At 48.7% G+C, this 24,733-nt stretch carries 22 protein-coding genes; all 22 read left to right on the top strand.

The features are described 5' to 3' along the window. Window positions 1-36: 36 nt before the first annotated feature. Window positions 37-1,785, top strand: coding sequence for an asparagine synthetase B family protein (locus tag CFX1CAM_RS05515; protein ID WP_087862058.1), 1,749 nt, complete (start codon window positions 37-39; stop codon window positions 1,783-1,785). After that, window positions 1,778-2,995 carry a glycosyltransferase gene (locus tag CFX1CAM_RS05510; RefSeq protein ID WP_087862057.1) on the top strand — a complete coding sequence of 406 codons (1,218 nt, stop codon included), beginning with the start codon at window positions 1,778-1,780 and terminating at the stop codon, window positions 2,993-2,995. The genes CFX1CAM_RS05515 and CFX1CAM_RS05510 overlap by 8 nt, the downstream gene beginning before the upstream one ends. 4 nt (window positions 2,996-2,999) lie before the next feature. Further along, window positions 3,000-4,220, top strand: a complete 1,221-nt coding sequence (locus CFX1CAM_RS05505; protein ID WP_157891739.1) for a glycosyltransferase — start codon at window positions 3,000-3,002, stop codon at window positions 4,218-4,220. Beyond that, window positions 4,207-5,859 (top strand): glycosyltransferase family 2 protein, encoded by a 1,653-nt coding sequence (locus CFX1CAM_RS05500; protein WP_087862055.1) that lies wholly within the window; start codon window positions 4,207-4,209, stop codon window positions 5,857-5,859. The genes CFX1CAM_RS05505 and CFX1CAM_RS05500 overlap by 14 nt, the downstream gene beginning before the upstream one ends. Then, window positions 5,856-7,016 carry a glycosyltransferase family 4 protein gene (locus CFX1CAM_RS05495; RefSeq protein WP_087862054.1) on the top strand — a complete coding sequence of 387 codons (1,161 nt, stop codon included), beginning with the start codon at window positions 5,856-5,858 and terminating at the stop codon, window positions 7,014-7,016. The genes CFX1CAM_RS05500 and CFX1CAM_RS05495 overlap by 4 nt, the downstream gene beginning before the upstream one ends. 80 nt (window positions 7,017-7,096) lie before the next feature. Beyond that, entirely contained in the window at window positions 7,097-8,191 is a 1,095-nt protein-coding gene (locus tag CFX1CAM_RS05490; protein ID WP_157891738.1) for a glycosyltransferase, read from the top strand. Next, window positions 8,178-9,584 (top strand): O-antigen ligase family protein, encoded by a 1,407-nt coding sequence (locus CFX1CAM_RS05485; protein ID WP_087862052.1) that lies wholly within the window; start codon window positions 8,178-8,180, stop codon window positions 9,582-9,584. Before CFX1CAM_RS05490 ends, CFX1CAM_RS05485 begins: the two co-directional genes overlap by 14 nt. 51 nt (window positions 9,585-9,635) lie before the next feature. Continuing rightward, entirely contained in the window at window positions 9,636-10,673 is a 1,038-nt protein-coding gene (locus CFX1CAM_RS05480; protein WP_087862051.1) for a glycosyltransferase family 4 protein, read from the top strand. Window positions 10,674-10,691: 18 nt separating this feature from the next. Beyond that, complete coding sequence (locus CFX1CAM_RS05475; protein ID WP_087862050.1) at window positions 10,692-12,029, top strand: phenylacetate--CoA ligase family protein; 1,338 nt, start codon at window positions 10,692-10,694, stop codon at window positions 12,027-12,029. Then, the gene (locus CFX1CAM_RS05470) at window positions 12,029-13,231 is read left to right on the top strand and encodes a glycosyltransferase family 4 protein (RefSeq protein ID WP_087862049.1); all 1,203 of its coding nucleotides are present in this window, start codon (window positions 12,029-12,031) and stop codon (window positions 13,229-13,231) included. The genes CFX1CAM_RS05475 and CFX1CAM_RS05470 overlap by 1 nt, the downstream gene beginning before the upstream one ends. 5 nt (window positions 13,232-13,236) lie before the next feature. Next, window positions 13,237-13,932: a class I SAM-dependent methyltransferase gene (locus tag CFX1CAM_RS05465; protein ID WP_087862048.1), complete on the top strand. Its 696-nt coding sequence runs from the start codon at window positions 13,237-13,239 to the stop codon at window positions 13,930-13,932. Window positions 13,933-14,207: 275 nt separating this feature from the next. Continuing rightward, a complete protein-coding gene (locus CFX1CAM_RS11735; RefSeq protein ID WP_087862047.1) occupies window positions 14,208-14,399 on the top strand; it encodes a four helix bundle protein in 192 nt (63 codons plus the stop codon). 137 nt (window positions 14,400-14,536) lie between these two features. Next, entirely contained in the window at window positions 14,537-16,069 is a 1,533-nt protein-coding gene (locus CFX1CAM_RS05455) for a sugar transferase (RefSeq protein WP_087862046.1), read from the top strand. Next, the gene (locus CFX1CAM_RS05450; RefSeq protein ID WP_087862045.1) at window positions 16,066-17,058 is read left to right on the top strand and encodes a GDP-mannose 4,6-dehydratase; all 993 of its coding nucleotides are present in this window, start codon (window positions 16,066-16,068) and stop codon (window positions 17,056-17,058) included. Before CFX1CAM_RS05455 ends, CFX1CAM_RS05450 begins: the two co-directional genes overlap by 4 nt. Before the next feature lie 436 nt (window positions 17,059-17,494). Further along, window positions 17,495-18,208, top strand: a complete 714-nt coding sequence (locus CFX1CAM_RS05440; RefSeq protein WP_087862043.1) for a nucleotidyltransferase family protein — start codon at window positions 17,495-17,497, stop codon at window positions 18,206-18,208. A 106-nt stretch (window positions 18,209-18,314) separates the two neighbouring features. Then, complete coding sequence (locus tag CFX1CAM_RS05435; RefSeq protein WP_087862042.1) at window positions 18,315-18,674, top strand: four helix bundle protein; 360 nt, start codon at window positions 18,315-18,317, stop codon at window positions 18,672-18,674. A 204-nt stretch (window positions 18,675-18,878) separates the two neighbouring features. After that, window positions 18,879-20,021: a DegT/DnrJ/EryC1/StrS family aminotransferase gene (locus tag CFX1CAM_RS05430; RefSeq protein WP_087862041.1), complete on the top strand. Its 1,143-nt coding sequence runs from the start codon at window positions 18,879-18,881 to the stop codon at window positions 20,019-20,021. Window positions 20,022-20,075: 54 nt separating this feature from the next. Continuing rightward, window positions 20,076-20,222 carry a hypothetical protein gene (locus CFX1CAM_RS11495; RefSeq protein ID WP_162287657.1) on the top strand — a complete coding sequence of 49 codons (147 nt, stop codon included), beginning with the start codon at window positions 20,076-20,078 and terminating at the stop codon, window positions 20,220-20,222. A gap of 174 nt (window positions 20,223-20,396) precedes the next feature. After that, a complete protein-coding gene (locus CFX1CAM_RS05425; RefSeq protein ID WP_087862040.1) occupies window positions 20,397-20,831 on the top strand; it encodes a VanZ family protein in 435 nt (144 codons plus the stop codon). 69 nt (window positions 20,832-20,900) lie between these two features. Continuing rightward, complete coding sequence (locus CFX1CAM_RS05420) at window positions 20,901-21,293, top strand: four helix bundle protein (protein ID WP_087862039.1); 393 nt, start codon at window positions 20,901-20,903, stop codon at window positions 21,291-21,293. A 160-nt stretch (window positions 21,294-21,453) separates the two neighbouring features. Then, window positions 21,454-22,254: a hypothetical protein gene (locus tag CFX1CAM_RS05415; protein ID WP_157891737.1), complete on the top strand. Its 801-nt coding sequence runs from the start codon at window positions 21,454-21,456 to the stop codon at window positions 22,252-22,254. Window positions 22,255-22,578: 324 nt separating this feature from the next. Continuing rightward, entirely contained in the window at window positions 22,579-24,639 is a 2,061-nt protein-coding gene (locus CFX1CAM_RS05410) for a choice-of-anchor K domain-containing protein (protein WP_087862037.1), read from the top strand. Window positions 24,640-24,733 lie beyond the last annotated feature (94 nt).

Genomic DNA, 24,733 nt, shown 5'->3' with positions numbered 1-24,733 from the left:
AAAAATTTCTTCGCGCCTTTGCGGTGAAATTAACCCATGAAAAACCACAATATTGGTGATTTGCTAATAACATTTAATCAGCAAGAAAATCGCATCTCGACGCGCAGCGCCAGCCCCTGGGAGTTTGTCGCGCAGATGGATCAAGCGCAGTTGATGGTCACATCTCCGGATGAAGGCTGGCACGGTTTTCCGCTGACTACCTGCACCGATGACCGCTGGCAGATCTGGGCTTTAGGCGAGTTCTACGGCAATCCGCACCCCAACCTGTCCCACGCCCTGGAAACATCGGCTGATCTCAACGGTCATTTCATTATTTTCGGCTATGAAAAACACAAGAAACGCTGGCACATCCTCACCGACCGTTTCGGAACAGTCCACGCCTACCTTGCGAACGATGGTAAACGCGTCGCCCTGGGAACCTTTTCACCCTCAGTGGCTGAATCGGCGTCCACCAAACAGTTAGATTGGGCTGCCATCGGAGGCTTCTTCCAATTCGGCTTTTTCCTCAACAACACAACCTACTGGCGCGACCTGCAGGTCTTCCCGCCTGCCACCCACACCGTCTTCAACGCAAATGGTCAGCAGCTCTGCCAGCGCTCAACCTGGGCATGGCATCATGAACCCGACCCCGCCTTTAATCCTCAAAAAGCACTGGTTGCGTTTAAGGATTGTTTCCATACAGTCATCCTTGAGCACGTCCACGGGAAAAGGGTCGCGGTGCCCATCTCCGGCGGGCTCGATTCCCGCAGCACCTTAATTCCGCTCACCGATCAAGCCGCCTGCCAGGCTGAAAATTTGTTTTTCTTCAGCTACGGTTACGAAGATAATTCGGTCGAGATAGCAATAGCCCGACAACTGGCTAAAACACGCAGCCTAAACCTGCAAACCTGGACCATCCAACCCTATCTCTTTGACCATCTCAACCGCGTCCTGGCTGCATCTGAGGGCTTTCAGGACCTTACGCTAACCCGGCAGGCAAATGTTGTTGATCAACTGAGCGACCGGGCATCTCATGTGCTGGCTGTGCATTGGATGGACGTCTGGCTGGATGACATGGGCTTTTTGGACCACACAGCGCCTTTAAGCAATCAAACCCTGGCAACTCTGCTGTCACAAAGGTTCACCAAAAAAGGCGCTCAGCTTCTGATGCCATTATTCAAGGATTGTCTGCCAACCGATTTTGAGGATTGGGTCACCGGTGAAATTGTCACTGCCCTCAAAAAACTGGAGGCAATCGATGATCTTGATTTTAAGGTTAAAGCCTGGAAAACCTGGCAGTGGTCCTTCCGCTGGACCCTGGCATCGTTGCGGGCTTACCAGTTGGGATTATTCACCCTGGTATCGGTTTACGATCATCGTCTTTGCGAGTTTTTCTGCCGCTTCCCATCAGCCCCACTGCGGGAGCGAGCTTTCCAAATTGAATATCTCAAACACTTCGCGCCAGACCTGTCGCACGTAACCTGGCAGAGCTTTGATGCCAATTTGTATCAATATCGCTATTATAATTCCTGGCTACTGCCCAAGCGCGCCCTGAAGAAGCTGAGCCGTATTCTAAAAGGCGACCGTTTATTGCAACGCAACTGGGAGGTGCAGTTCCTTCATCCTAAGGGGCGCAAAAGGCTGGAGAACTGGCTGCTCTCGCCCGGGCTTAAGCTACACAGTTTTGTTGATAGACAGCGTTTGACGGCTTTCCTGGCGGATTTTTTCACCCACCCGGATGCCGCCAACGGTTACGCAGCTTCAATGCTCTTAACCCTCTCCGCCTGGCTGGAGGCCTATGGCTAAGCCTTTACGGGTGCTGTTTGTCGGCTACGGTCAACATGGCACCACCTTTCTGAGCCGCCTTATCACGGGTCTACTAGAAAAAGGTATTCGCCTGACAATCGCAACGCCTCGAAAAAGAGACCTGCGCTGTATCCTCTCATTGAAACCAAAGTGGCTTTGGACTCCTCGTCTGCATTCACATCTTTGGGCAGACATGATCATTACACTGCTGCTTTTAGTAGCAAATCCACGCTTGCGTAAACCAATATGGTTTTGGAAGCTGACAAATCAAGCTGAAGGCTGGCGTTCAAAATTTAAGGTATTCTTTCGCTACTTACCCTTCACACATAGGACTTGGGATGTAATTTACTTCCCTTGGAATTCAGCTGCGATAGATCACATTGGCTTATTTGATTCCGGAATGCCGGCTGTGGTCTCGTGTCGCGGAAGTCAGGTCAATATCCGACCTCATCAGAGGAGAATGCAGGCATACATTGACAGCCTGACCGTAACACTTGAAAAAGCTGATGCGGTCCATTGTGTATCATTAGATATCCTTGAAGAGGCTTTACAGTATGGATTGACCCGGACCAAGGCAGTCGTTATTCACCCTGCAGTTGATCCTGATTATTTTATTCCTGCTGATTCAAAAATTCCAGGCCAAGAATTGAGGCTGGTTACCACTGGCTCCCTTATTTGGACAAAAGGTTATGAATACATGCTTATGGCCCTATCCGATCTGCGTTACATGGGCATAGACGCGAAATTGCACATCATTGGTGAAGGATATGAGCGCAACCGGATCCTGTATACAGCACATGACCTTGACCTGGCAGACCAGGTAATCCTGCATGGTAAACTCTCATCGGAGCAAGTCCGACAGCAACTCCAGCAAGCTGACATTTTCGTTTTTTCAAGCCTGAGTGAAGGCTTGCCAAACGCGGTGCTGGAAGCGATGAGCTGTGGATTGCCAGTCGTCACCAGCGATTGTGGGGGTGTTCGCGAAGCGGTGACCGATGGCGAGGAAGGCTTTGTGATCCCGGTGCGCGATCCACAAAGTATGGCTGCAGCTTTAGAAATCCTGGCCCATGATCCCGATTTGCGGCGCAGGATGGGGCAGGCGGGGCGTGCTCGGGTTATCAAGGATTTTCACGTGCAAGATCATGTGGATGCTTTTATCTCATTGTTTGAATCTACCGCTGCAGACAAGCCAGAGCGCAACGCTGGATAATACTATGCGAAAACGACTGGTATTGATCACGACACGTTTCCCCCAGCTTTCAGAGACCTTCATCGTCAGCAAGTTCCTCGGGCTTCTGGAGCGTGGCTGGGATGTCTATCTCTTCTGCATCCATTTCGATAAGGCGACCTGGCACAAGTTTCCTGAGTTGGCAAATCATCCTGAAGCCAAGCAAAGGGTGAAGCGACGTTTTCCAATTCAGCCGAAATGGTTGGTTCCCTTGTTGTTCCTTCCTGCATTTCTACGGTGTTTACTGTGGGCGCCTCGCCATACGTTGATTTACTTCAAGGAAGGCTGGACGCTTTTCAAGTGGGACATCATCCGGCGCTTCTACTTGGATTCTGCCCTGATCCAATTAAAGCCGAGCATTTTGCATTTTGAATTCGGTTCCTTGGCTGTCGGGAGGACATATTTGAAAGAGCTTCTGCATAGCCAGTTAACCGTCAGTTTCCGGGGATATGACCTAAACTTTATAGGGCTTGACCAACCAGGCTACTATGATCAGGTCTGGAAGCAGGTGAATGCATGCCATTTCCTGGGGCAGGACTTGTGGCAGCGTGCTATAAGGCGTGGCTGTCCGATTGAAATGCCACATCGACTGATCCCTCCAGCAGTCGATTTGAGCCTTTTTCAACCGGAAGCAAAACGCAAATCCAATTCCCTTGGCACGCCCGAAAATCCACTGAGAATACTCAGTGTGGGCAGGTTAGAATGGAAAAAAGGTTATGAATTTGCCCTGCAAGCAATTCGAATGCTTGTTGACCGGGATATTTCTGTCAGCTACCAGATAATTGGAGACGGAGGTCACCGCGATGCGCTCTATTTTGCTCGCCACCAGTTAGGCTTGGAGAATTTCGTTGAGTTTTGTGGTAGCCAGCCACATGGAAAGGTCCTGCAAAACCTCAGCCAGGCGGAGATATTTCTGCACAGTGCTGTCTCTGAGGGCTTCTGTAATGCAGTGCTCGAAGCCCAGGCAATGAGTGTTCCGATAGTATGCACTGACGCTGACGGGTTGGCGGAAAATGTCGCCAACGGAGTCACAGGATTTGTTGTCCCCCGCCGCGACCCTGCCGCTATGGCTGAGAAACTGGCTCTGCTGGCTGAGGATAGCGCTTTGCGACTGCGGATGGGAAAAGCCGGGCGCGTGCGTGTGGAAACCCATTTCCAATTGCATCAACAAATCGAATCCTTTGAAGCTTTTTATGAATCCCTCTAAATATCAAATTAACCTTTTATGGCTTTCTATAGATAAACCGCTTCCTTCCTGGGGACTTGGTGTCTGTATTGCTTGTCGACCCACCCCATCAGCCATTCACAACAGCCTGGAAACTTACAGCGAAGTACACGTTGCTGATGCTTGGCTGCTGTGGGATGCCGCCCTGGGCGTACCCACAGTTGAGTGGATCAACGCCTGTTTGGATGGCGCTGGGGATGTCTGGCATGGCGGTTTGCTGCTCGGTCTGGCGGGCTTACCGAAATTACTCGATTTCGTCCAGCCAACCTGGATGTTGAACCGAGATCCAGATGCCCACATCGAAGCGACATCCTGGCGGCTCTCGCTGCGAGCTTGCCTGATCCGCAAGGAAGTTATGCACCAGTTGGGTGGACCGGATCCTTGTTTCGAATCACTTGACGCGGCGAGCCTGGCTTTGGGATATCGCTATATTCGAAATGGCGCTTTTGTCCGCCATTTCCCCGTCATGCTTCCCGATAAGGTTGTGACAAAAACAGTTGATATTCCCCTCCGGGATGAGTTGCGCTTCCTAAGGGCTGGATTTACCCGCCGCTGGTTATATTGGGCAGGTTTTCGTTCTGTTTTACGAGATAAGCGTTCACCAGTTGCACTTCTGAAGGCATGGCGAGAGATCAAAAGTGAAACGCCATCGCCGGTCAAAACGCACTATCAACGAACGGGGAATGATGTCCGTGAGCGCACACCAGAGGGAAAGGTGAGCGTCCTCATTCCTACGCTCAGGCGCTACCCTTACCTCTGTGTGTTATTGAACCAACTGCGCGAGCAAACCGTCACGCCCTTTGAAATCTTGGTAATCGATCAAACTCCGCAACACGAAAGGAATCCGGACCTCAAAAGAGAATTCTCCGACCTTCCTCTAAGTTGGTATTTTCTTGATCAGGCAGGGCAGTGTTCATCACGAAATTTTGGCTTAGACATGGCCCAAAGTGAGTTCATTTTGCTCCTGGATGATGACATTGAATTACAACCGGACTTGATAGAAAAACATCTCTACAATTTAGCACGTTTTCAAACCAATGTTTCAAATGGTGTCTTAAAAGAGAAGGATTTAGGAGAGTTGCCTGAAGATTTTCGTTTTTTGCGAGTTAGCAATGTCTTCCCTGCTTGCAACACCTTATTGCGGAAAAGTGAGCTGCGAAAATCAGGTCTGTTCGATCTGGCTTATGATCACGGTCAGCGCGCTGATCATGATCTGGGAATGCGCCTCTATCTTAGCGGAGAACTCATGGTGCTTGACCCTGCCATCAGCATACTACACCACCGCGCCCCGATGGGCGGGCTACGCGAGCACAAAGCCCGCATCCATACCTATGCAGCATCCCGAAACAATATTTTTAAACAAAACCTGCCAACGGTGTCAGATCTCTATCTGGCAAAACGCTATTTTTCCGACCAACAGGTTAAGGAAATGTGCTGGACGAGTGTTTTAGGAACTTTCAGTCTAAAAGGCCCTTTTCTCAAACGTTTCGCCAAGATTATTGTCGGCTTTCTCAGTTTACCCAACAGTTTTATACTCATTATAAAACGATTAAAGGTCGCGTGTGCCATGTTAGAATACTATCCACAGATCCCTGAGTTATCGACTGACGAGAAACCATGAAGCGTATTTTATTCATCTCTTCAGAATTTCCGCCCGGGCCAGGTGGGATCGGCACCCATGCCTTTCAATTAGCCCAGTATCATTTCAGGCAGGGCTGGAACGTCCATGTGGTTAGCCCTCAGAATTATGCTGACGAAAAAGAAATAGCCACCTTCAACGCTAATCTGCCTTTCAGAATCTCGCGCTTGCCCTCTGCAGCCAGTAGGCTATTGCAATCAATGTTGCGGTTTCAGACGATTTGGCGAGTTATTCGCAGCTTCAAACCACATTTAGTGCTGGCTTCCGGGTCTCATGCCATTTGGGTAACAGCCATCATTCTTCGGTTTCACAAGATCCCCTGGGTGCTGGTGGGTCACGGAACAGAATTTGGCGCTCAGAAAGGAATAAGGGCACGCATAACCCGATTGACGGGCAACCAGGCGCAAATGGCGATTTGCGTCAGCCGATACACACAAAAGGCACTGCATACATTGAGGATCAACCAGCCACCCAGCCTGGTGATCTACAATGGCGCGGATCATACTCGTTTTTATCGTCTGCCGGCTCATGAAGTTGCTGCTTTCCGATCTGCACAGGCTGTGGAAGGGCAATTTGTGTTGTTAACTGTGGGCAGTGTCACCGACCGCAAAGGGCAGGAGGTCGTCATCAGGGCTTTGCCCCGGATCATACGGGAATTTCCAAATGTACAGTATTGGATGGCTGGTTTGCCAAACAAGCAATCTGAATTGGAGACCTTGGCTCAAGGTTTAGGCGTGGGTCATCATCTTCGTTTTTGGGGTCGTATCCATGACGAAATCCTGTTAATGCTCTATAACGCCTGCGATCTGTTCGTGATGACCAGCCGTCAACTTTCTGATGGGGATTTTGAGGGTTATGGCATCGCCGTGATTGAAGCCGCACTGTGCGGAAAAGCAGCGGTTGTCTCGGACAATTCAGGCCTCGCAGAGGCAGTTCAGCACAACTACACTGGATTGCTCGTTCCTCAAAACGATCCGGAACAAACAGCAGAATCAATCCTTGTCCTGATCAAAGACCACCAGAAACGAGCACAATTTGAGACCCAAGCTCGGAAGAACGCAATTGAACACCAAACCTGGGAGCAGGTGGGGGCGCGCTATGTCAAAGTTTTCAATCAACTATTGACAAAGGAAAATTAAGCGCATCTATGAAATTATTAATCATCTCCCACACACCGCATTACACCCGAAAAGAAGAGCTGGTTGGCTGGGGTCCTACCGTGCGTGAAATTGACCAATTGGGGAGCTTATTCAGTGAAATTCGGCACCTGGCACCCCTGCATACTGGTTCACCACCAGAAAGCGCTTTACCCTATCACTCTCGAAATGTACATTTTGTGGGAGTTAAACCCGCTGGCGGAGAGAAGCTTCGGGATAAGCTGGACATCATCAGACACATCCCAAACTGGATGGCTGCAATGCGTGTTGAAATGCGCCAGGCGGATGCGATTCATATTCGCTGCCCGGCAGGGATTAGCTTAATTGCATTATTGGTTTGTCGCTTGTGGGGCAGGGGCAAGCCCGTGTGGGTTAAATATGCCGGGAATTGGCAGCCGCCTGCACATGAAGAATTGTCCTATAAATTCCAACGTTGGTTATTAAGTCGTAAATACTTGCACCATATGGTTACAGTGAATGGCCGTTGGCCTGATCAACCCGGTCACGTAATTTCCTTTATTAATCCATCCTTTTCTTTGGAAGATTACGAGATTTCATATGAAATCGCACAAGAAAAATCATTGAAGGAGCCTATTCAAATACTTTTTGTCGGACGATTAGAAACTGAAAAAGGCGTTGACCATTTGATTAATGTTGCCAGTAAATTAAAAAGTAAGGGAATTTTCTTCTTAGTTTATTTAATTGGGGATAGTAAAGAAAGAAAACAATTTGAAAGTTTGGTGACTCAATTAGACCTCCAGGATCTTCTTGTTTTCACGGGTTGGATCTCGAAAAATGACGTTAAAAAATATTATGAACAAGCACATTTCATTTTGCACCCCTCAATAGCATCGGAAGGTTGGCCTAAGGTCCTCAGTGAAGCCATGGCATATGGTGTTGTCCCCCTTGCCAGCACCGTTTCCTGCATACCCCAAATTCTGGGCGAGACCGGATCAGGTCTTGCACTTCCAGCCAAAGACACGGATGCTTACGTTAAGGCAATTTTGGGTTATACTCAAGACCCACGCGCTTGGAAACAAGTTAGCAAAAATGCTATTATGGCGGCACGTGAGTTTACTTATGAGAAATACCTATCTGATGTTATTAATATGTTCTCCCAATCCTGGCAGATAGATCTGGAACATGAACAACCTTAAATATCAACTCCAATCGAGTCTTCCACAGCTTTCTGCTCACCCTCGCTTTGGTCCAATCAGCAAATCAATAAAAATATTGCTCATGGTGCTCCTGCACATCCTGTTGGCCTTAACGATGCGAAGTTACAAGCTGGTGTCTACGCTGCATGCTATGGTAGTTCTTGCGATTGGTGTCTACACAGCACTGACCTCAGAGGATATTAAGAAAATAATTCCAATCATAGGATATATCACTGGGGCAGAAGTGCTGTGGCGGATGACAAAAGCAGGTGTTTTCTGGGAGTTTGGAAAATATGCTACAATCGCCATTTTAATTCTTGCACTACTGAAGATGGGCAAAATAAAAAGAGCAGGTTTACCCTTGCTATTCTTCATCGTGCTCATCCCCTCTGTAGCTCTGACCGTTGGCGCTTTTGGGTGGAGTGAACGTGCCCGGGAATTAATCAGCTTTAATCTATCTGGTCCTTTGGCTACTAGTGTATGTATTCTTTTTTTCAGTCAAATTAAAGCTGCCCTCAATGAGAATAAAAACTGGGTTTGGCCTACGGTCTATCCCATTATTGGTGTCTTAACCCTGGCCATTTTCAGCACCATTACCGCCACGACAATTAATTTTGGCGGTGAATCGGTATTCGTCACCAGCGGCGGCTTTGGGCCTAACCAGGTTTCAGCCGTTTTAGGTTTAGGAGCCTTACTTCTGGTGTTGTTAACGGTTACTGATGACCAAAGAGAAGGGCGTTTTTTGGCAATGGGGTTGGCTCTGGTTTTACTTGTGCAAAGTTTCCTCACTTTTTCACGCGGGGGTTTATACAATTTTGCAATTGCGTTAATTATTTCAATTTTTCACCTTTTAGCAAAACCCAATCGATTTGTCAGGAGCATTTTCACCCTTTCATTGTTGCTTCTGCTGATGATAGCGTTTATCCTTCCCCAATTGGAACAATTGACCGGGGGAATGTTAAGTAAAAGATTTTCTGATACTGACGTATCATCGCGTAAAGCTCTTGTTAAGGCTGATTTTCAAATATTTTCAGAAAATCCAACCTTCGGTGTCGGCCCCGGGATGGCAATGTATTTCAGAAGAGGAACAGTATTCGCCGCGGCGCACACTGAATTTTCACGTATTTTGGCTGAACATGGAAGTGGTGGGGTTTTAGCGCTGTTTATCCTGATGCTTTTATTATTGCGAAGTTTTTTCAAAACTCCCGATGCCGTCTCACGCGCCTGGGTCGTGGGATTGGCAACTTGGTCATTGGTTGAAATGGGACATGCTGCCATGCGAATTGTGGCGATCTCTTTTTTGTTAGGGTGGGCTATGATAACCTGGGAGAAAACTGAAAATACCACAATGGTTGATCAAGCCAAGAAAACGTCGCTGCCTCTAAACAAGTAAAAATGAGGTTCAGGGTTTTAGCAATTATTTATGAAATAGGTTTTTGATTTGATGTCCAAAGGGTCTTTATTATTAATCGGTAATCACCTGCCCACAGACAAACTTAACAAAAACGTCTGGCATTACTTGGCAGAAAAATTACAATCCAGAGGTTGGAAGGTGATCACAACTTCAGCCAAGGTGTTCCAGCCGTTGCGCTTAATGGATATGGTTTCCGCCATCCTTCTCAAACAAGGGCATTATTCACTGGCTCAGATCGATGTATTCAGCGGTAAAGCCTTCATCTTTGCTCAAGTATGCTCATTTTTATTGGCTCATCTCGATAAGCCCATCGTCATGACCTTACACGGCGGTGGACTGCCTGATTTCGCGCGAAAGCATCCGAAACGGCTCAAGCGGACTTTGGCACGTGCTACAGCCGTTGTCTCCCCCTCGCCTTACCACCAGGTTGAACTCAAGCAATACCGGGCAGATATTCGTCTGATCCCCAACCCAATAGATTTATCAACCCTCAAATACAAACACAGAGCAAAACCAACTGCGAACCTAGTCTGGGTACGATCATTTCATGAGATTTATAACCCGAGTATGGCGCCGCGAGTCCTGCAGCAATTAGCCCCTGACTTTCAGGACATTCAATTGTGGATGATTGGGCCGGATAAAGGTGACGGCAGTTTGCAGCGCATGCTAACCCTTGCAGAGAAACTGAACGTGCGCCACCGCATTCACATTGTTGGTGGTCTCCCCCATACCGAAATCCCAGATTGGTTGAGTAAAGGCGACATATTTATCAATACCACCAACTTTGATACCGCGCCACGCTGCGTGCTTGAAGCGATGGCTATCGGATTGTGCATCGTCTCCACGGAGGTCGGGGGCATCCCCTACCTGGTTGAACACGAACAGGAAGGCTTATTGGTTCCCCCGGATGATGCCCCTGCGATGGCGGCAGCCATAAAACGTTTGCTGATCGAGCCAAACTTGGGATCCAAATTATCAAAAAACGCTCGAATAAAAGCTGAAAACTATGATTGGTCACAAATACTGACAAAGTGGGAAGCATTATTTGATACGATGGTTATTCATTAATGCAGGTTATTTCTTAATATGAGAACAAAGTTATTGAGAAATCTGATACTTCCGTTAGGTGACAGGCTTTTCGGTCAAAACATGATGGCACGCTTAAAATTCCTGGAAAGTGCTCAATATTGGCCACGTGAAAAAATCATTAGCAAACAATCCAATGACTTGCAAAATTTAATTCAAATAGCTTATCATGAAGTTCCCTTCTATCAAAAATTGCTGGATGATAAGGGTATAAAGCCTGACACAATTCGAACAAAAGAAGATTTAGCAAGGCTCCCGGTTGTAACCAAAGATATGCTCAGAGAAAGTTTCCCTCACCAAACAACACGTAAAACGGGCCAGAAAACCTATCTGGTTAGCACCTCAGGGTCTACTGGAAAGAATTTCTATGTCTTAGAAGATTCATTTACCGCAGGTTGGTATCGAGCCACATTTATGCTTGAGCTTGGATGGGCTGGTTGGTCCATTGGCGAACCTCACCTCCAGACTGGGATGACCCTGAATAGAAGCTTGGATCGGCGAATAAAAGATAGGCTGTTTAATTGCCATTATTTCTCAGCATACCAGCTCGATGATCTGCATCTTGAGGCTATTCTTATAGAAATAGAAAAATATAACCTAGACCACTTATGGGGTTATCCGGGCAGTTTATACTTAATTGCTAAATATGCAAATAGACTTGGTTGGAATAAGCCTTTAAAATCAATTGTGTCATGGGGGGATACGCTTTTCCCTCACTATCGAAATGCTCTCGAGAGTGTATTCCACACAAAGGTCATTGATACTTATGGTTGTGCGGAAGGTTTTCATATCGCTGGGCAATGTGGTGCGTCTAATCATTATCATACACATGATCTTGACGTAATTGTTGAATATTTAGATGAAAGAAATGACCCAGTTCCCTATGGAAGACCAGGGAGCGTAATAATCACTCGGTTGCATCCTGGACCTATGCCTTTAATTCGTTATCAAGTTGGTGATATCGCTACACCAAAATCGGGGATGTGCAGTTGCGGGCGTTCATTTGGCCTTATCAAATCGATTCAAGGTCGAGATACGGATGTAATATTTACACCAGATGGTAACCGATTAATTGTCCACTTTTTTACGGGCATTTTGGAGCATTTTTCTGAGATAGATTCATTTCAGGTGGTACAAAAAGACATTAATTCTATATTGCTACTTATTGTACTGAGAGATAATTCTGATCCAACCATACAACAACGTGTAATCAATGCGTTGAAGCAAAAGGGGACTGGTAAATTAAAAATCAATATCCAAATTGTTGATGAAATCCCTTTAACAAAAGGTGGGAAAAGAAGATTTGTAATCAGCAATTTATCACAGAACAATGACTGATGAAGCTACTACTCCTCACTCTGTATTATCCACCTGAAATCGGAGCGCCCCAAGCCAGGCTGTCTGAACTAGCAACCGGTCTGAAGGCGCGTGGTTTTGAAGTCCAAGTCCTCACAGCCCTACCAAGTTATCCAAAGGGGAAAATATTTCCAGATTACAGAGGCTTATGGAAAAAGGAAACTATTTCTGACATCCCTGTTTTTCGCACCTGGGTTTTCCCCACACAAAAGACCGCGATGCTACCCCGTTTAGCAAATTATTTTTCTTTCGTACTTTCATCGCTCTTCTTTGGTATATGGGGGTTTAAAAAGGTGGATTTTATCCTCACTGAAAGTCCCCCTTTGTTTCTGGGGATCACCGGATATCTTCTCAGCCGTCTGAAGCGTGCCAAATGGATCTTCAATATCTCCGATCTTTGGCCAGAATCTGCCGTAAGGTTAGGCGCGGTCAAACCAGGATGGGCGCTGACGCTTTCAGAGAAGCTGGAAGCTTTTATATATCGGAAAGCCTGGCTGGTTACCGGACAAACCAAAACCACTATTAACTGCATTAATGCCCGTTTCCCAGAGGTTAAATTATTTCACCTCTCTAATGGCGTGGACACTGTCCGGTTTAACCCCAAAAATTTCCGTCCGGAAATTAGAAAATCATTTTCGCCCCACGGTGATCTGATCTTTTTTTATGGTGGTTTACACGGGTTGGCACAGGGTTTGAGTCAAATTCTTTACTGCGCCAAAGGCGCTCCTGAAGGAATTCGATTTGTTTTCATCGGGGATGGACCTGAAAAATCCTTATTAATCAAATTAGCCCAAGAATTAGAACTAACAAATATCGAATTTCATGACGCAGTTGCTAGCAAGAAAATGCCTGAAATTTTGGCTTCAGTCGATGTGTGTTTGATTCCGCTCAAAACCACTCTTCCTGGAGCAGTTCCTTCAAAACTATACGAAGCCATGGCTTCTGCAAAACCTGTCATTTTAATTGCCGATGGTGAGCCGGCTGAGATTGTCACCTCTGCTAAGGTTGGGCTGGCTGTATCGCCTGGGGATGGTCAAGCTTTGATGAATGCGATCAAGCAGCTTTCAGCGGATGAAAAACTACGAACACAATTTGGGGAAAATGGCAGGAGAACAGCGATCAAGCTATATAACAGAGCAAATATCACTGAAGCCTTTGCAAAATATATTATCAACAAAGCTTAAGGATCATGCCTCAACAAGATCTTGAACGATTAAAGAAAGAATATCAACGCAGGGCGGACCCCGCATACTACAAAAATACTTATTCATTCTCAAACCCTGCCTATGTTTTCATGCTCCAATCCCAGGAACGTGCTTTATTGTCTTGTCTCAAAGAATTTGGTTTTCAAAGCTTAAACCAATCCAAAATCCTTGAAATCGGATGTGGTCGGGGTGGAGTCATGCTGGGATTCTTGCGCTATGGCGCAACAGCATCAAACCTATCAGGTATTGATATATTGCTCGATCGCGTGGTTTTAGCAAAACAAACTTTACCAGAGTCAAAAATTTCTTGCGCTGATGGCCAATTTCTCCCCTATGAATCTGCTCAATTCGATATCCTTTTACAATTTACTGCATTTTCTTCTATTTTGGACCCGCAAATCAAGCGCAACATGGCTTCCGAGATGCTGCGGGTACTCAAACCTGATGGCGTCATCCTCTGGTATGATTTCTGGTGGAACCCCACCAACCCGCAAACCGCGGGCATCAAACCCAAAGAGATAAAAATTTTATTCAGCAACTGTGTATTTAAGTTACACAAAATCACCCTTGCTCCGCCTATTGCTCGCCTTATCGTCCCCATCTCCTGGGCTTTAGCAGTCATTCTTGAATCGCTTAAAGTCTTCAACAGCCATTATCTAGCAATAATTACAAAGCAATAAAAATAAATGGTTGTGACTGGTAGTGTGGAGAACGTTAAGCTTTAATGTTAAAACTTTGCCAAGGAACCTGATCGAAGTGGGCGCTAAAGATTTGTCAAATTGTCAAAAACTGATTATATGGTAAAAAATATGTTGTTTGAAGATCGGGTGATAGAATTAATTAAAATCCTGGATACTTCACGCCAACATTCTCTACTCTACGAATAGCTTGAGTCAGCTGCCACACTGATCCCGAAAAACATTATTAGAAGCCAAAGACACGAGCCAAATTAAAAATTTGTTTTCTTCACATTGCCAGGGGATCTTTTTTTGTCACATTAACATTGATTAAAATATTTATTATGTGGAAATGGATTGACAAAGATTTATTTAATCCCTTGTTAACACAGTCCAATGAGATTGCCAGAATGATCAATGATCTCTTTCAATCAATCAGGCAAAAATTTTCTAATGCGCTACATATTTAAAGTTGGTCGTGACTCACAGCTCTAAGTTCTAAATTCTAAGCTCTCCCTACTACTGCCTTATTCCTTATTTTATGTTATAATCGCTTCATCAAATATTAATTTATTATGCCATACAAAGCCTTCCAGGAGCGAAACCAATGAAGCAAACAGCTGACAACAAAAAAAGGCCAACTAAAACTCAAACAGCAAAATCCGGTCAGGCTTTGCCGAGTACCCGGCGCGGCTTGACCGCCTTCGTCAAGCGAAGTTTTGACTTTTTTATTTCAGCTTTCGGCTTGCTGTTCCTTTCACCCTTTTTTATCTTGATCGCCCTCTCCATCAAACTGGACTCACCCGGCCCAATATTCTACAAAGCCACACGCGTCGGAAAAAACGGGAAGCCATTCCAGATGTTAAAGTTCCGCTCGATGTACGACCAACCCAGGACCAACGCGGGCTCTCCGCTCACCATCAACAACGACGAGCGCGTCACACCAATCGGTAAATGGTTGCGAGCCACAAAAGTCAACGAACTTCCGCAACTTTGGAATGTCCTGATTGGCGAGATGAGTCTGGTCGGTCCCCGACCTGAAGATCCTCAATTTGTTGAAAAATGGTCCCCGGAAGAACGGAAAACAATCCTCTCGGTAAAACCAGGTATCACCAGTCCGGCCACAATTGTTTATCGCGATGAAGAAAAGCTTCTATTCGGCGATGGTTTTATGGATGCGTACCTGAAAGATATCCTGCCCGATAAATTACGATTAGATCAGCTCTACGTTGCTAATCACACCTTTATCAACGACTTGGACGTGCTGTTCATGACACTAATTGTCATCCTTCCCAAACTTCGCAGCCTTCAAGTTAAAGAACGCTGGTTCTTTTCTGGAGTGTTCTATACCATCACCCATCGCGTGCTAAACTGGTTCATTGTGGATTTGTTTGTGAACCTGTTCATGATTGGATTATCCGGCCTGATCTGGCGTCTGAGTTCGGTGATCAATTTGGGCATTCCGACCTTTTTACTGGGTGCATTTCTGGCCTCCGCGTTCCTGACGATCATCAACAGCTTACTGGGATTGCATCGCATCGATTGGTCACGAGCCAGCCCCACCTATACGCTTGATTTTGCCATCTCTGTTGGCATCACCCTCGTCATCGTCTGGTTGATCAACCGTTACTGGCTGACCGAACCGCATATTCCCTTCGCCTTGATGTGGCTGATGAGCGTGATGGTCTTCATCGGCCTGGTGGCAGCTCGCTATCGAGAACGTCTCCTCACCGGGCTGGCCAACCGCTGGATCTTGTTTCGCGGTCATCGAGCTTCCTTCGGTGAGCGCATGCTGATCGTCGGCGCCGGTGAGCTGGGAGAATTGACCCTCTGGATGCTCCAGCGCAGCACCTTTCGCGATCTGTTCGCGGTGATCGGCATCGTTGACGATGACCCCCGGAAACGCAATATTGAGATCATGAGCCACAGGGTTCTGGGTACCACCGACGACATCCCGGAACTGGTTTCCCGCTATCAGATCGGGTTGATCTTGTTTGCCATTGCAAATTGTCCACCCGATCGCATCCAAAAGATACTCTCTATCTGTCAATCTACCGAAGCCAATACCATCGTTGTTCCCGATGTGATTGCGGTATTGAGACAATCATTATCCTTAACTGAAGAACCCCAAAGCACATGAACACATCTCTTAATGCAAAATCCATCTTAATCACCGGCGCCGGGGGTTTTATTGGTAGCACATTAGTTCAATCGCTGGTTGAAATGGGCGCCCGGGTACGCGCATTTGTCCGCTATACATCCCGCGGCGATAGCGGCTTGCTGCAATTACTGCCAGTCGATGTCCGCCAGCGCGTCGAGATCATTGCAGGTGACCTGTGCGACCCCGATGCAATCATGAAAGCTGTAAATGGCATGGAGATCGTCTTTCACCTTGGCGCTTTGATCTCGATCCCCTACTCTTATCTCCACCCGGTTGAAGTGGTCGAAAGCAACGTGCTGGGCACGCTCAACGTACTGCAAGCCTGCCGTGCCCATGGCTGCCGCATGGTACATACCTCCACCAGCGAGGTCTACGGCACTGCACTGCGCGTTCCCATTGACGAGGATCACCCTCTGCAGGGACAATCGCCCTATTCTGCCAGCAAAATTGGCGCGGATAAACTCGTCGAGAGTTATTACCGCGCCTTTGACGTGGACGCCGTCACTCTGCGACCCTTCAACACCTATGGACCCGGTCAATCCGCACGGGCGGTGATCCCAACCATCATCACCCAGGCTCTCACCCAGGATGTGATCCGCCTGGGAAACCTGGACGCGAAACGGGATTTCACCTATCTCAGTGACACGGTAAACGGATTTATCAAAGCAGCCCAAACACCCGGGCTTGCTGGTGAGACCATCAACCTCGGCTATGGCGCCGAAGTCAGCATCGGTGAACTGGCCCATCGGGTCATTGAGCTGGTTGGTCGTCCGGTGCGCATCGAGGTCCAGCCCGAACGCCTACGTCCAGAGAAATCGGAGGTCATGCGATTGCTGTCCGATAACCGCAAAGCCCGCCACTTACTCGGTTGGCAGCCCAATGTTGATATCCATACGGGCTTGCAGCAAACTATCGACTGGATCCGCCAGCATCTGGATTTGTATCGAGTCGGGAAATATGAGTTTTAGATTGTCGCTGTTAGATGATAGGTGATAGCATATCGCTCAAAGCTCAAAAATCAATGAAATTGACCAACAGCAGAGTATCCTAAGGTCAATGATTGAATAAATGGCAAACAGCCATAAACAAATAGCAAATAAAGTCTTACTGGTCCAGGAATGAAGCATGATTTTTGCTATCCTGGTCATTAAAGCTGTAAATGAGATGGGTACACGCCGTAAACATCTCCGCCTTGTGCAATAATTTAAATCTGCTGACGCTTGGTTGGTTATCAGGTAAAAAGTAATTTGAATTTATAAAATTAACATTTGAAATAATCAAAAAGATAAATGGTTCAATCAATATCATTTTACAAATCACTTAGGTCTTCAGCTTCTTGCTTCGCAGTCCCCGAGCGCAGTGAGGGGATGAGCTTTCACCAATAAACTAACACGGAGTGAACTTATGAAAGCCGTTATTCTTGCCGGTGGGCGTGGCACCCGCCTTGCCCCCTACACCTATGTTTTCCCGAAACCGATGATGCCCGTTGGCGACAAAGCCATCCTCGAAATCCTCCTGCGACAAATGAAGCGCAGCGGCGTCAATAAGGTCATCTTAACTGTCGGGCACTTGGCACACCTGATACAATCCTTTTTCCAGGATGGCCAGCAATTCGACCTCGAGATCACCTACTCCTACGAGACCAAACCCCTGGGAACCTCCGGGCCACTGGCTCTGATACCCAACCTGGACAAAACCTTCCTGGTCAGCAACGGGGACGTGCTCACCCTGCTGGATATCGAGGATTTTCTCGCCTTCCATCGCCAACAGGGCGGCATCTGCACCCTTGCCGTGCACCAGCACCAACTGCACATTGATCTTGGTGTGGTTCAGCAAAATGATGATGATTTTTCAGTCACCGGTTATATCGAAAAACCGACGCTGGATTACAAGGTCAGTATGGGCATGTACATCTTTGAACCCCGGGTGCTGGATTACATCCCCAAAGACGAATACCTGGATTTCCCTGACCTGGTGCACAAACTGCTGGCTGCAGGCGAAAAAGTGATCGGCTATCCCTTCAACGGCTACTGGATGGACCTCGGCAACCCTGAAGACTATGCCCAGGCCAACCGCGACTTCGAGAAAATGCGCGCCCAATTCCTGCCGGGAGAGTAATAAGGAACAAAGACGGGGGACAGAAGACCGGAGACGGAAGACCGGGGACCGAAGAACAATTATGGACAGATAACAAAAGGATGAGGACCGAAAGCGGTGTGGGTTTATGACTGAATCTTATAAATTCCAGAATCTGGATGTTTACAAATTGTCACTGGAATATATAAAAGCAGTTTATGAACTAAAATCCAAGCTCCCTGAGCATGAAAAATTCAACCTGACTGGCCAAATATCCAGAGTAGCCACATCGATTGCCCTCAATATCGCTGAAGGTTCTACAGGTCAATCCAACCTTGAACAAAAAAGATTCCTTGGTTTGGCGATTCGATCCTATCTTGAAACAATTGCTTGCCTGGATATCATTGAGAAATTTGGATATATTAACAAAGATGAAATATATGCGTTACGCCAACAAGGACATCTACTTTTCATCAAGTTGTCCGCGTTTAAAAAAGCAATGAAATAAAGGAAGCAAAAAAATGGAAGCTAGCAACCGGTCATCGATCCTCAGTCTTCGGTTTTACCGCTCCATCCTCCACCTTTTTCCTCGTCCTTGAAGCTGAGAGCCTTCAAGGTTCCTAAGCGGAATATCAACCTCACGAGAGGTTGTTCCGTCCTCGGTCTTCGGTCATCCGTCATTTATTTTATCTTTATGGAGGCTTGAAAAAAATTGCACTGGAAAATTCCCCTTTCTGATCTCAACTACGGCCCCGAAGAAGAAGAAGCCGTCTCCGCGGTGATCCGGTCGGGCTGGCTCTCCATGGGCGCTGTCACCCAGGCTTTTGAAGCCGAGTTCGCCGCCTTTGTGGGCGCCAAACATGCCCTGGCGCTGACCAATGCCACCGCCGCGCTGCACCTGGCCTGTCTGGCTTGCGACCTGGGTCCCGGTGACGAGGTCATCCTCCCCGCGCTGACCTTCGTTGCTTCCGCCAACGCCGTGCGTTACACCGGCGCCACGCCCGTCTTTGCCGACATCGAATCTGAAGATTGGCTGACCCTCGCCCCGTCTGCAATTGAAGCTGCCATCACCCCGCGCACCAGGGCGATCATGGTCATGCATTACGCCGGTTTCCCCTGCGACATGCCCGCCATCACTGCCATCGCCCGCGCCCACAACCTGGCGGTGATCGAAGACGCCGCCCACGCCGTCGGCGCCTCATTGGATAACCGTGCCCTGGGGACCTGGGGCGACTTGGGCTGCTATTCCTTCTTCGCCAACAAGAACCTCTCCACAGCTGAAGGCGGCATGCTCGTCACCGATGACGATGCGCTGGCTGAAAAAGTTCGTCTGCTACGCTCCCACGGAATGACCACCCTCACCTGGGACCGCCACCACGGGCACGCCAGCACCTATGATGTGGTTGAGCTGGGCTACAACTATCGTATCGATGAGCTGCGATCCGCCCTGGGACGCGTGCAGCTGACCCGAGTCGCCGCTGGCAATGCCCGCCGCGCCGAGCTGACCTCCCTCTATCGCCATCTACTGGCACAATCTGCACCGCAGATCAGCATGCCCTTCTCCCAACCGCGCGGCCAATCCAGCTACCACATCCTGCCGATCCTGCTGCCGGAAGGCGTCAACAAGCCGGCTTTTATGGCGAAGATGAGGGCAGAAGGTATTCAGACCTCCTGGCACTACCCGCCCGTCCACACCTTTCACGCCTATGCGAAAAACAACCAGGCGCTCTCTTCACGTCTGCCTCTCACCGAAGCTGTCGCAGCCCGCCAGGTGACCCTGCCCCTCTTTCCAACCATGACCGAAGAGCAGGTCACCTGCGTGGTGAAGGGAGTGGCTGATAGCTCAAAGTTATAAGTTTAAAGCTGAAAGGGAAATGAAAGTTGCCAGAAACGGAGATTTCTATGGCTAATGATCGAAAAAATGACAAATCGTCATGATCAAATCGCATATAAAGACTTACAAGTGTGGGAAAAGAGCATGGTTCTGACCAACCTGGCCATTAAAGCGGTTGATGAGATAGATGCATCCCATAAACGCTTCTGCCTGATTGAATAATGAGAATCTGCCGTTACTTCGATCCCGATGAATGTCACCGAGGGCAAAGGCAGGGATTCGAAAAAAGAGCTCATCTAATTTTTGTATATTAGCCTTAAGCTTCGCAGTCTCCGAGCCCAGCGAGTGGGATGAGCTTTCAGCTTTCACCTTTCAGCTTTGAGCTACAATATATATATGAACAATTTTCTCCGTAAACGCTGGACTCCTCTTATTGTCTGGATGTTGATCATCATCCTCGCCTCCAGCAACGTCAACCCCCTGTTCGGCTTGGACCGCACCTTGCGCGGCATCACCCTGTTGGGCATCAACCTTGTGTTGACCATCACCCTGATCGCCCAGCTTTTCGCCTACCTTATCCTGGCGGTGTTTCTTGTCCGTGCCCTGGCGTGGACGAAAGACCCCGGCGCCCTGGTGTTGCTGACCGTGTTTTTGCTCGCCCTCCTGTTTGCACTGGCAAACGAGGGCGTTCAAATCCTGATCCCCCGCCGCCCCTTTGACTGGCGCGACCTGCTGACAGCCGGCTGGGGCGCACTGCTGGGCTTGGTCGGCTATGTCCTCTTACGCCGCCAACCCGCCCAATCAGATGAAGAAGCGGATTTATTGTTGTAATATCGGTAGTTGGTAGCTGATAACCGGTAGCTGATAGCTCAAAGCTCAAGGCTCAAAGCTGAAAGGTAAATGATTAAAAAAATGGCAAATCGTCATGATCAAATCGCATATAGAGATTTACAGGTTTGGGAAAAGAGCATGGTTTTAGCTAACCTGGTCATTAAAGCTGTTGATGAGATAGATGCACCCCGTAAACACTTCCGTATGATTGAACAATTAGAATCTGCAGTCACTTCGATCCCAATGAATATCGCTGAGGGCAAAGGCAGGAATTCAAAAAAGGAGTTCATCCAATTTTTGTATATTTCTCGTAGTTCAATTTACGAAACATTGACTTTGCTTGAAATTTTTCAACAACTTGGTTGGTTATCTGAGGAAAAATTTAATGACCTTGAAAGACAGGCCATTGAAATAATCAAAATGATAAAGGGATTAATCAACGCTATTTCAAGAAGTGCATAAGTCTTCATTTTCCCCCTTTCAGCATTGAATTTTCAACTTTCAGCTTCGCAGTCACCGAGCACAGTGAGTGGGATGAGCTTTCAACTCTCATCTTTGAGCTTTGAGCTTTCAGCCTTCAACTTACCCCTTTTCCACAACATACAGTACAATTAAAATCAACATGAAACGCAACCAGATCATCACCCTCAGCCTGTTGACCCTGATCATGATCGCCGCGACATTAGGATTGGAGACCGCGCGCAACGCGCGCGAATCTGCACTTGCTGCGCCCGAACCGCCAACCCTCGCCCCAACACTCGCGATTGGCACCAGCCATGACCCCGTCGACCAGCAAGATGCCGACGCTGACAACGAAGAGCCATCCTCACTCGCACAACCGGAAGCGCCATCAGCATCGCAAGAAAGCCTCACCGGGATGTACACCCCAATTGCAGAAGCCGACTCAGGCGATGCGCCGGTTGATCTGCCCGGCAGCACCGCCCTTCCCACCCGCACTCCCGGCGGCAACACCGCCCTGCCCACACGCACCCCCGTCGCCAACCCCACCAGCGCCGCCCCGCCCACACGCACCCCCGGCGCCAATCCCACCAGCCCTCCCCTGCCCACCAGCCTCCCGCCGACCCCCACCCCGCAGACCGGCTGGGCTGGAGAGTGGAACGGTTACCTGGAGCAAGCCGACGGGAGCTTTCTGGTCGGTAAACTGGTCATCTCCCTTTCCGGTGAGATAATTTTCGGCGAATTTGAAGCCCAGGGTCTGACGCTCAACCTGTCGGGCGCCTTGCAATCGGCGGGCGATTTGGCTGTTGGAGACTATAGCGGGTTTTTAGGCAGCGGGTCTTTCAAGTGGAATGCCAGGTCGGGGGGCGTTTTTCAAGGCAACCTCGACAACAAACTGGCTTTTTGCGCTGCCAGGCCGGGCGTTCCCCAGCCCCAGCCCTGCGGGTATTTTGACCCCCTTTAACTTTTATCAGCGCAGCAACAGGGCTGGGTCAGGCTGAGCTGACCGGGTTAGCCCCTGACAGGCGCACGTTGCGCCGGTCGGCTGAGGGACGCGGCGCCAGCTTAAAGAGGATTACAGTGATAAAAATTCCATTTAATTCGGCATTCCCTCTTAGACAATATTTAATAATCAAGTTAATTAAAAAATTGCCTCTTGACATGCCACACGAATTATGATATCCTCTTTCTAAGAATTACCAGTGCAATAAATGTGCCTTCTTATTCAGGCGCAAAGGGAGGCATCCAATATCATGCGCCAAGACCTAATTAGAAAAGGAGAGAGATCGTGAAAAAGAAAATTCTTATCATTTTAGGCTGTTTAATCCTGTTGTCGTTAATTGGGACCGGCATGTCCCAAGCTTTCACCGTTGACAACGTGGACGGCGTGTGGGGGTATGTGGATGGGGTCACCACCACCAGTAACTACTACCCCGTAGACATTATTGGCTACGCGCGCAACGGTGTAAGGGCTCCGCTTCGCCAAGACCAGGGCTACCGGCTGAAGGGCTCCATTTGCGCCCCGATGCAGAACATCACCCCTCCCTGGCCCAACACCGCCCGTTGGGATTCGGTGGGAGTTGACTGGAGCGGTCTGGGCTCGCACTCCAGTACCTGCACCAACGCACCCGATTTATTCTTTTCAGAATATGTGTACGCAGTATATGGGGGAATTTTTTCGAGAGATCGAGTTGCCATTGAAATTGTCAATCGTACGGGCAATGCGGTAGAACTGAGGAATTACAAAGTCTTGTTGTTCACCGATGATAGGACCTATACCACGGTGACTCTCAATAATACGACGCTTGCCCATGGCGGTGTGTATGTGCTTAGGAGTAATAATACCAATTGGGATCTATCAGCAAACCAGACATTCAGTAGATCGGACAGCTACCGCACCATCGTCCTGGTGAAGGACACCGGCGGCACCCGCACCGAAGGCGCCCGCTGCGACCGCTGGGCTACCGGTCCGGGCGATACCCCATTGGTCTACAGCGACTGGAACCCGAGCGTCCAGACCGGACCGACCGACGATGAAAACCAGGTGCGTTATGGGCGCACTGCTTATCGTCTAAGTCCCACTTCCTCCTGGCAGTCCTATTCCTGCGAAGTCACAGACTGGGCTGATCAGAGCGGTTTCGGCTTTGACGGCGTGAACGGGCCGCTCACACCGGTTCACATGGCTCCTTTCCTGCTGGGTCAGTTCACCCATTACAACAACCAGATCTATGCAACAGATGATAGTGGGCAAAGCAATACCGACAATCCCTTCGAATGGGTTGACCTGACAATCACCGTGCCGGTAACCTGCAACGACGGCAATCCTGCCGTCCCAGCCAGTTTCACCTTTACGCCTCATTTCGTCCTCGAGGAGACCTCTAATTCTGAAGGAGAGTGCAAGTACGAAATTGATCCACCCAATGACGTCCCCTGCCCCGACAGGGTGACGATCGAATTTCCACCGCAAAACCCGACCTTTACATGTTCTGACGGAACGTACACGGTCAACGTTCTCGGCTTCACGTCAAAGGGTTTGGGTAGTGATGAATGCTGGGAGTCCTACGACCCAAATGCTGTTTCCGCTGCTTTTATCACCGCGGAAGACGCGGCAAATCATGCCTGCCTGTGGGCGCGCATCGAGCAGCCGTTGGCTGACATCAGCGTCGCCAAAACCTGCTGGGATTTTGACACACAAAACCCCTACTACGAGATCACCACGTCCAACCTGGGTCCTGGTTCTTCAAGGGGCGTCACCATGACCGATACGCTCCCTTCAGGTATGGCTTACAAGAGTTACACCTCCCAGTTGATCACCACCTCCGGCACGATTGACCAGGGTACGTGCAGCCGCGCAGGGCAAACCGTGACCTGCAGCCTGAACACTCCCTTGCAGGACTATTCAACCGACCTCCAGGCAAAATGGGTGGTGAGGATCTATGTGACTTATGCTCAGGGCTCAGATAAAACAAACACCGCCACCGTCAGCGCACTCACGGCTGATCCATATCTGACCAACAACACGGCCACCGCAACCTGTAACCCAAGCGCCGTAAGCATCATCGCCTTTGACGCAAAAAGCGCCGAAGACGGCGTCTTGCTCACCTGGGAGACCGCCAGTGAATTGAACAACCTGGGCTTCAATCTCTACCGGGCGACAAAGCCAGTCTTACCCGGGCTGAAGCTTAACTTCAACCTGATCCCCAGCCACAACCCCGGCAGCACCTCGGGCGCTGTGTATGAATTCCTCGATGCAACCGCAGTCCCGGGCTTCGAATACTTCTACTGGCTGGAGGATGTGGATTTTGGCTTCAATCCAACGCTCTACGGGCCAATATCGGTGACCCAATAGACGATCAGACCCTGTAAGCAGGCCTTGAATTGCGGGTTCGGTGCTGCACAGCCCGGCATCACCCGCAATTCAGGCGCCTGCCGGTCAAAGCCTG

The organism is Brevefilum fermentans (assembly GCF_900184705.1).
Lineage (GTDB): Bacteria > Chloroflexota > Anaerolineae > Anaerolineales > Anaerolineaceae > Brevifilum > Brevifilum fermentans.
Note: the sequence above shows the minus strand (reverse complement) of the source record. Positions and strands in the feature narration are given on the sequence as shown.

Coding starts and splice junctions, on each gene's coding strand:
- CFX1CAM_RS05515 (WP_087862058.1), top strand. CDS start 37: ATGAAAAACCACAATATTGGTGATTTGCTAATAACATTTAATCAGCAA.
- CFX1CAM_RS05510 (WP_087862057.1), top strand. CDS start 1,778: ATGGCTAAGCCTTTACGGGTGCTGTTTGTCGGCTACGGTCAACATGGC.
- CFX1CAM_RS05505 (WP_157891739.1), top strand. CDS start 3,000: ATGCGAAAACGACTGGTATTGATCACGACACGTTTCCCCCAGCTTTCA.
- CFX1CAM_RS05500 (WP_087862055.1), top strand. CDS start 4,207: ATGAATCCCTCTAAATATCAAATTAACCTTTTATGGCTTTCTATAGAT.
- CFX1CAM_RS05495 (WP_087862054.1), top strand. CDS start 5,856: ATGAAGCGTATTTTATTCATCTCTTCAGAATTTCCGCCCGGGCCAGGT.
- CFX1CAM_RS05485 (WP_087862052.1), top strand. CDS start 8,178: ATGAACAACCTTAAATATCAACTCCAATCGAGTCTTCCACAGCTTTCT.
- CFX1CAM_RS05480 (WP_087862051.1), top strand. CDS start 9,636: ATGTCCAAAGGGTCTTTATTATTAATCGGTAATCACCTGCCCACAGAC.
- CFX1CAM_RS05475 (WP_087862050.1), top strand. CDS start 10,692: ATGAGAACAAAGTTATTGAGAAATCTGATACTTCCGTTAGGTGACAGG.
- CFX1CAM_RS05470 (WP_087862049.1), top strand. CDS start 12,029: ATGAAGCTACTACTCCTCACTCTGTATTATCCACCTGAAATCGGAGCG.
- CFX1CAM_RS05465 (WP_087862048.1), top strand. CDS start 13,237: ATGCCTCAACAAGATCTTGAACGATTAAAGAAAGAATATCAACGCAGG.
- CFX1CAM_RS05455 (WP_087862046.1), top strand. CDS start 14,537: ATGAAGCAAACAGCTGACAACAAAAAAAGGCCAACTAAAACTCAAACA.
- CFX1CAM_RS05450 (WP_087862045.1), top strand. CDS start 16,066: ATGAACACATCTCTTAATGCAAAATCCATCTTAATCACCGGCGCCGGG.
- CFX1CAM_RS05440 (WP_087862043.1), top strand. CDS start 17,495: ATGAAAGCCGTTATTCTTGCCGGTGGGCGTGGCACCCGCCTTGCCCCC.
- CFX1CAM_RS05435 (WP_087862042.1), top strand. CDS start 18,315: ATGACTGAATCTTATAAATTCCAGAATCTGGATGTTTACAAATTGTCA.
- CFX1CAM_RS11495 (WP_162287657.1), top strand. CDS start 20,076: ATGATCGAAAAAATGACAAATCGTCATGATCAAATCGCATATAAAGAC.
- CFX1CAM_RS05425 (WP_087862040.1), top strand. CDS start 20,397: ATGAACAATTTTCTCCGTAAACGCTGGACTCCTCTTATTGTCTGGATG.
- CFX1CAM_RS05420 (WP_087862039.1), top strand. CDS start 20,901: ATGATTAAAAAAATGGCAAATCGTCATGATCAAATCGCATATAGAGAT.
- CFX1CAM_RS05415 (WP_157891737.1), top strand. CDS start 21,454: ATGAAACGCAACCAGATCATCACCCTCAGCCTGTTGACCCTGATCATG.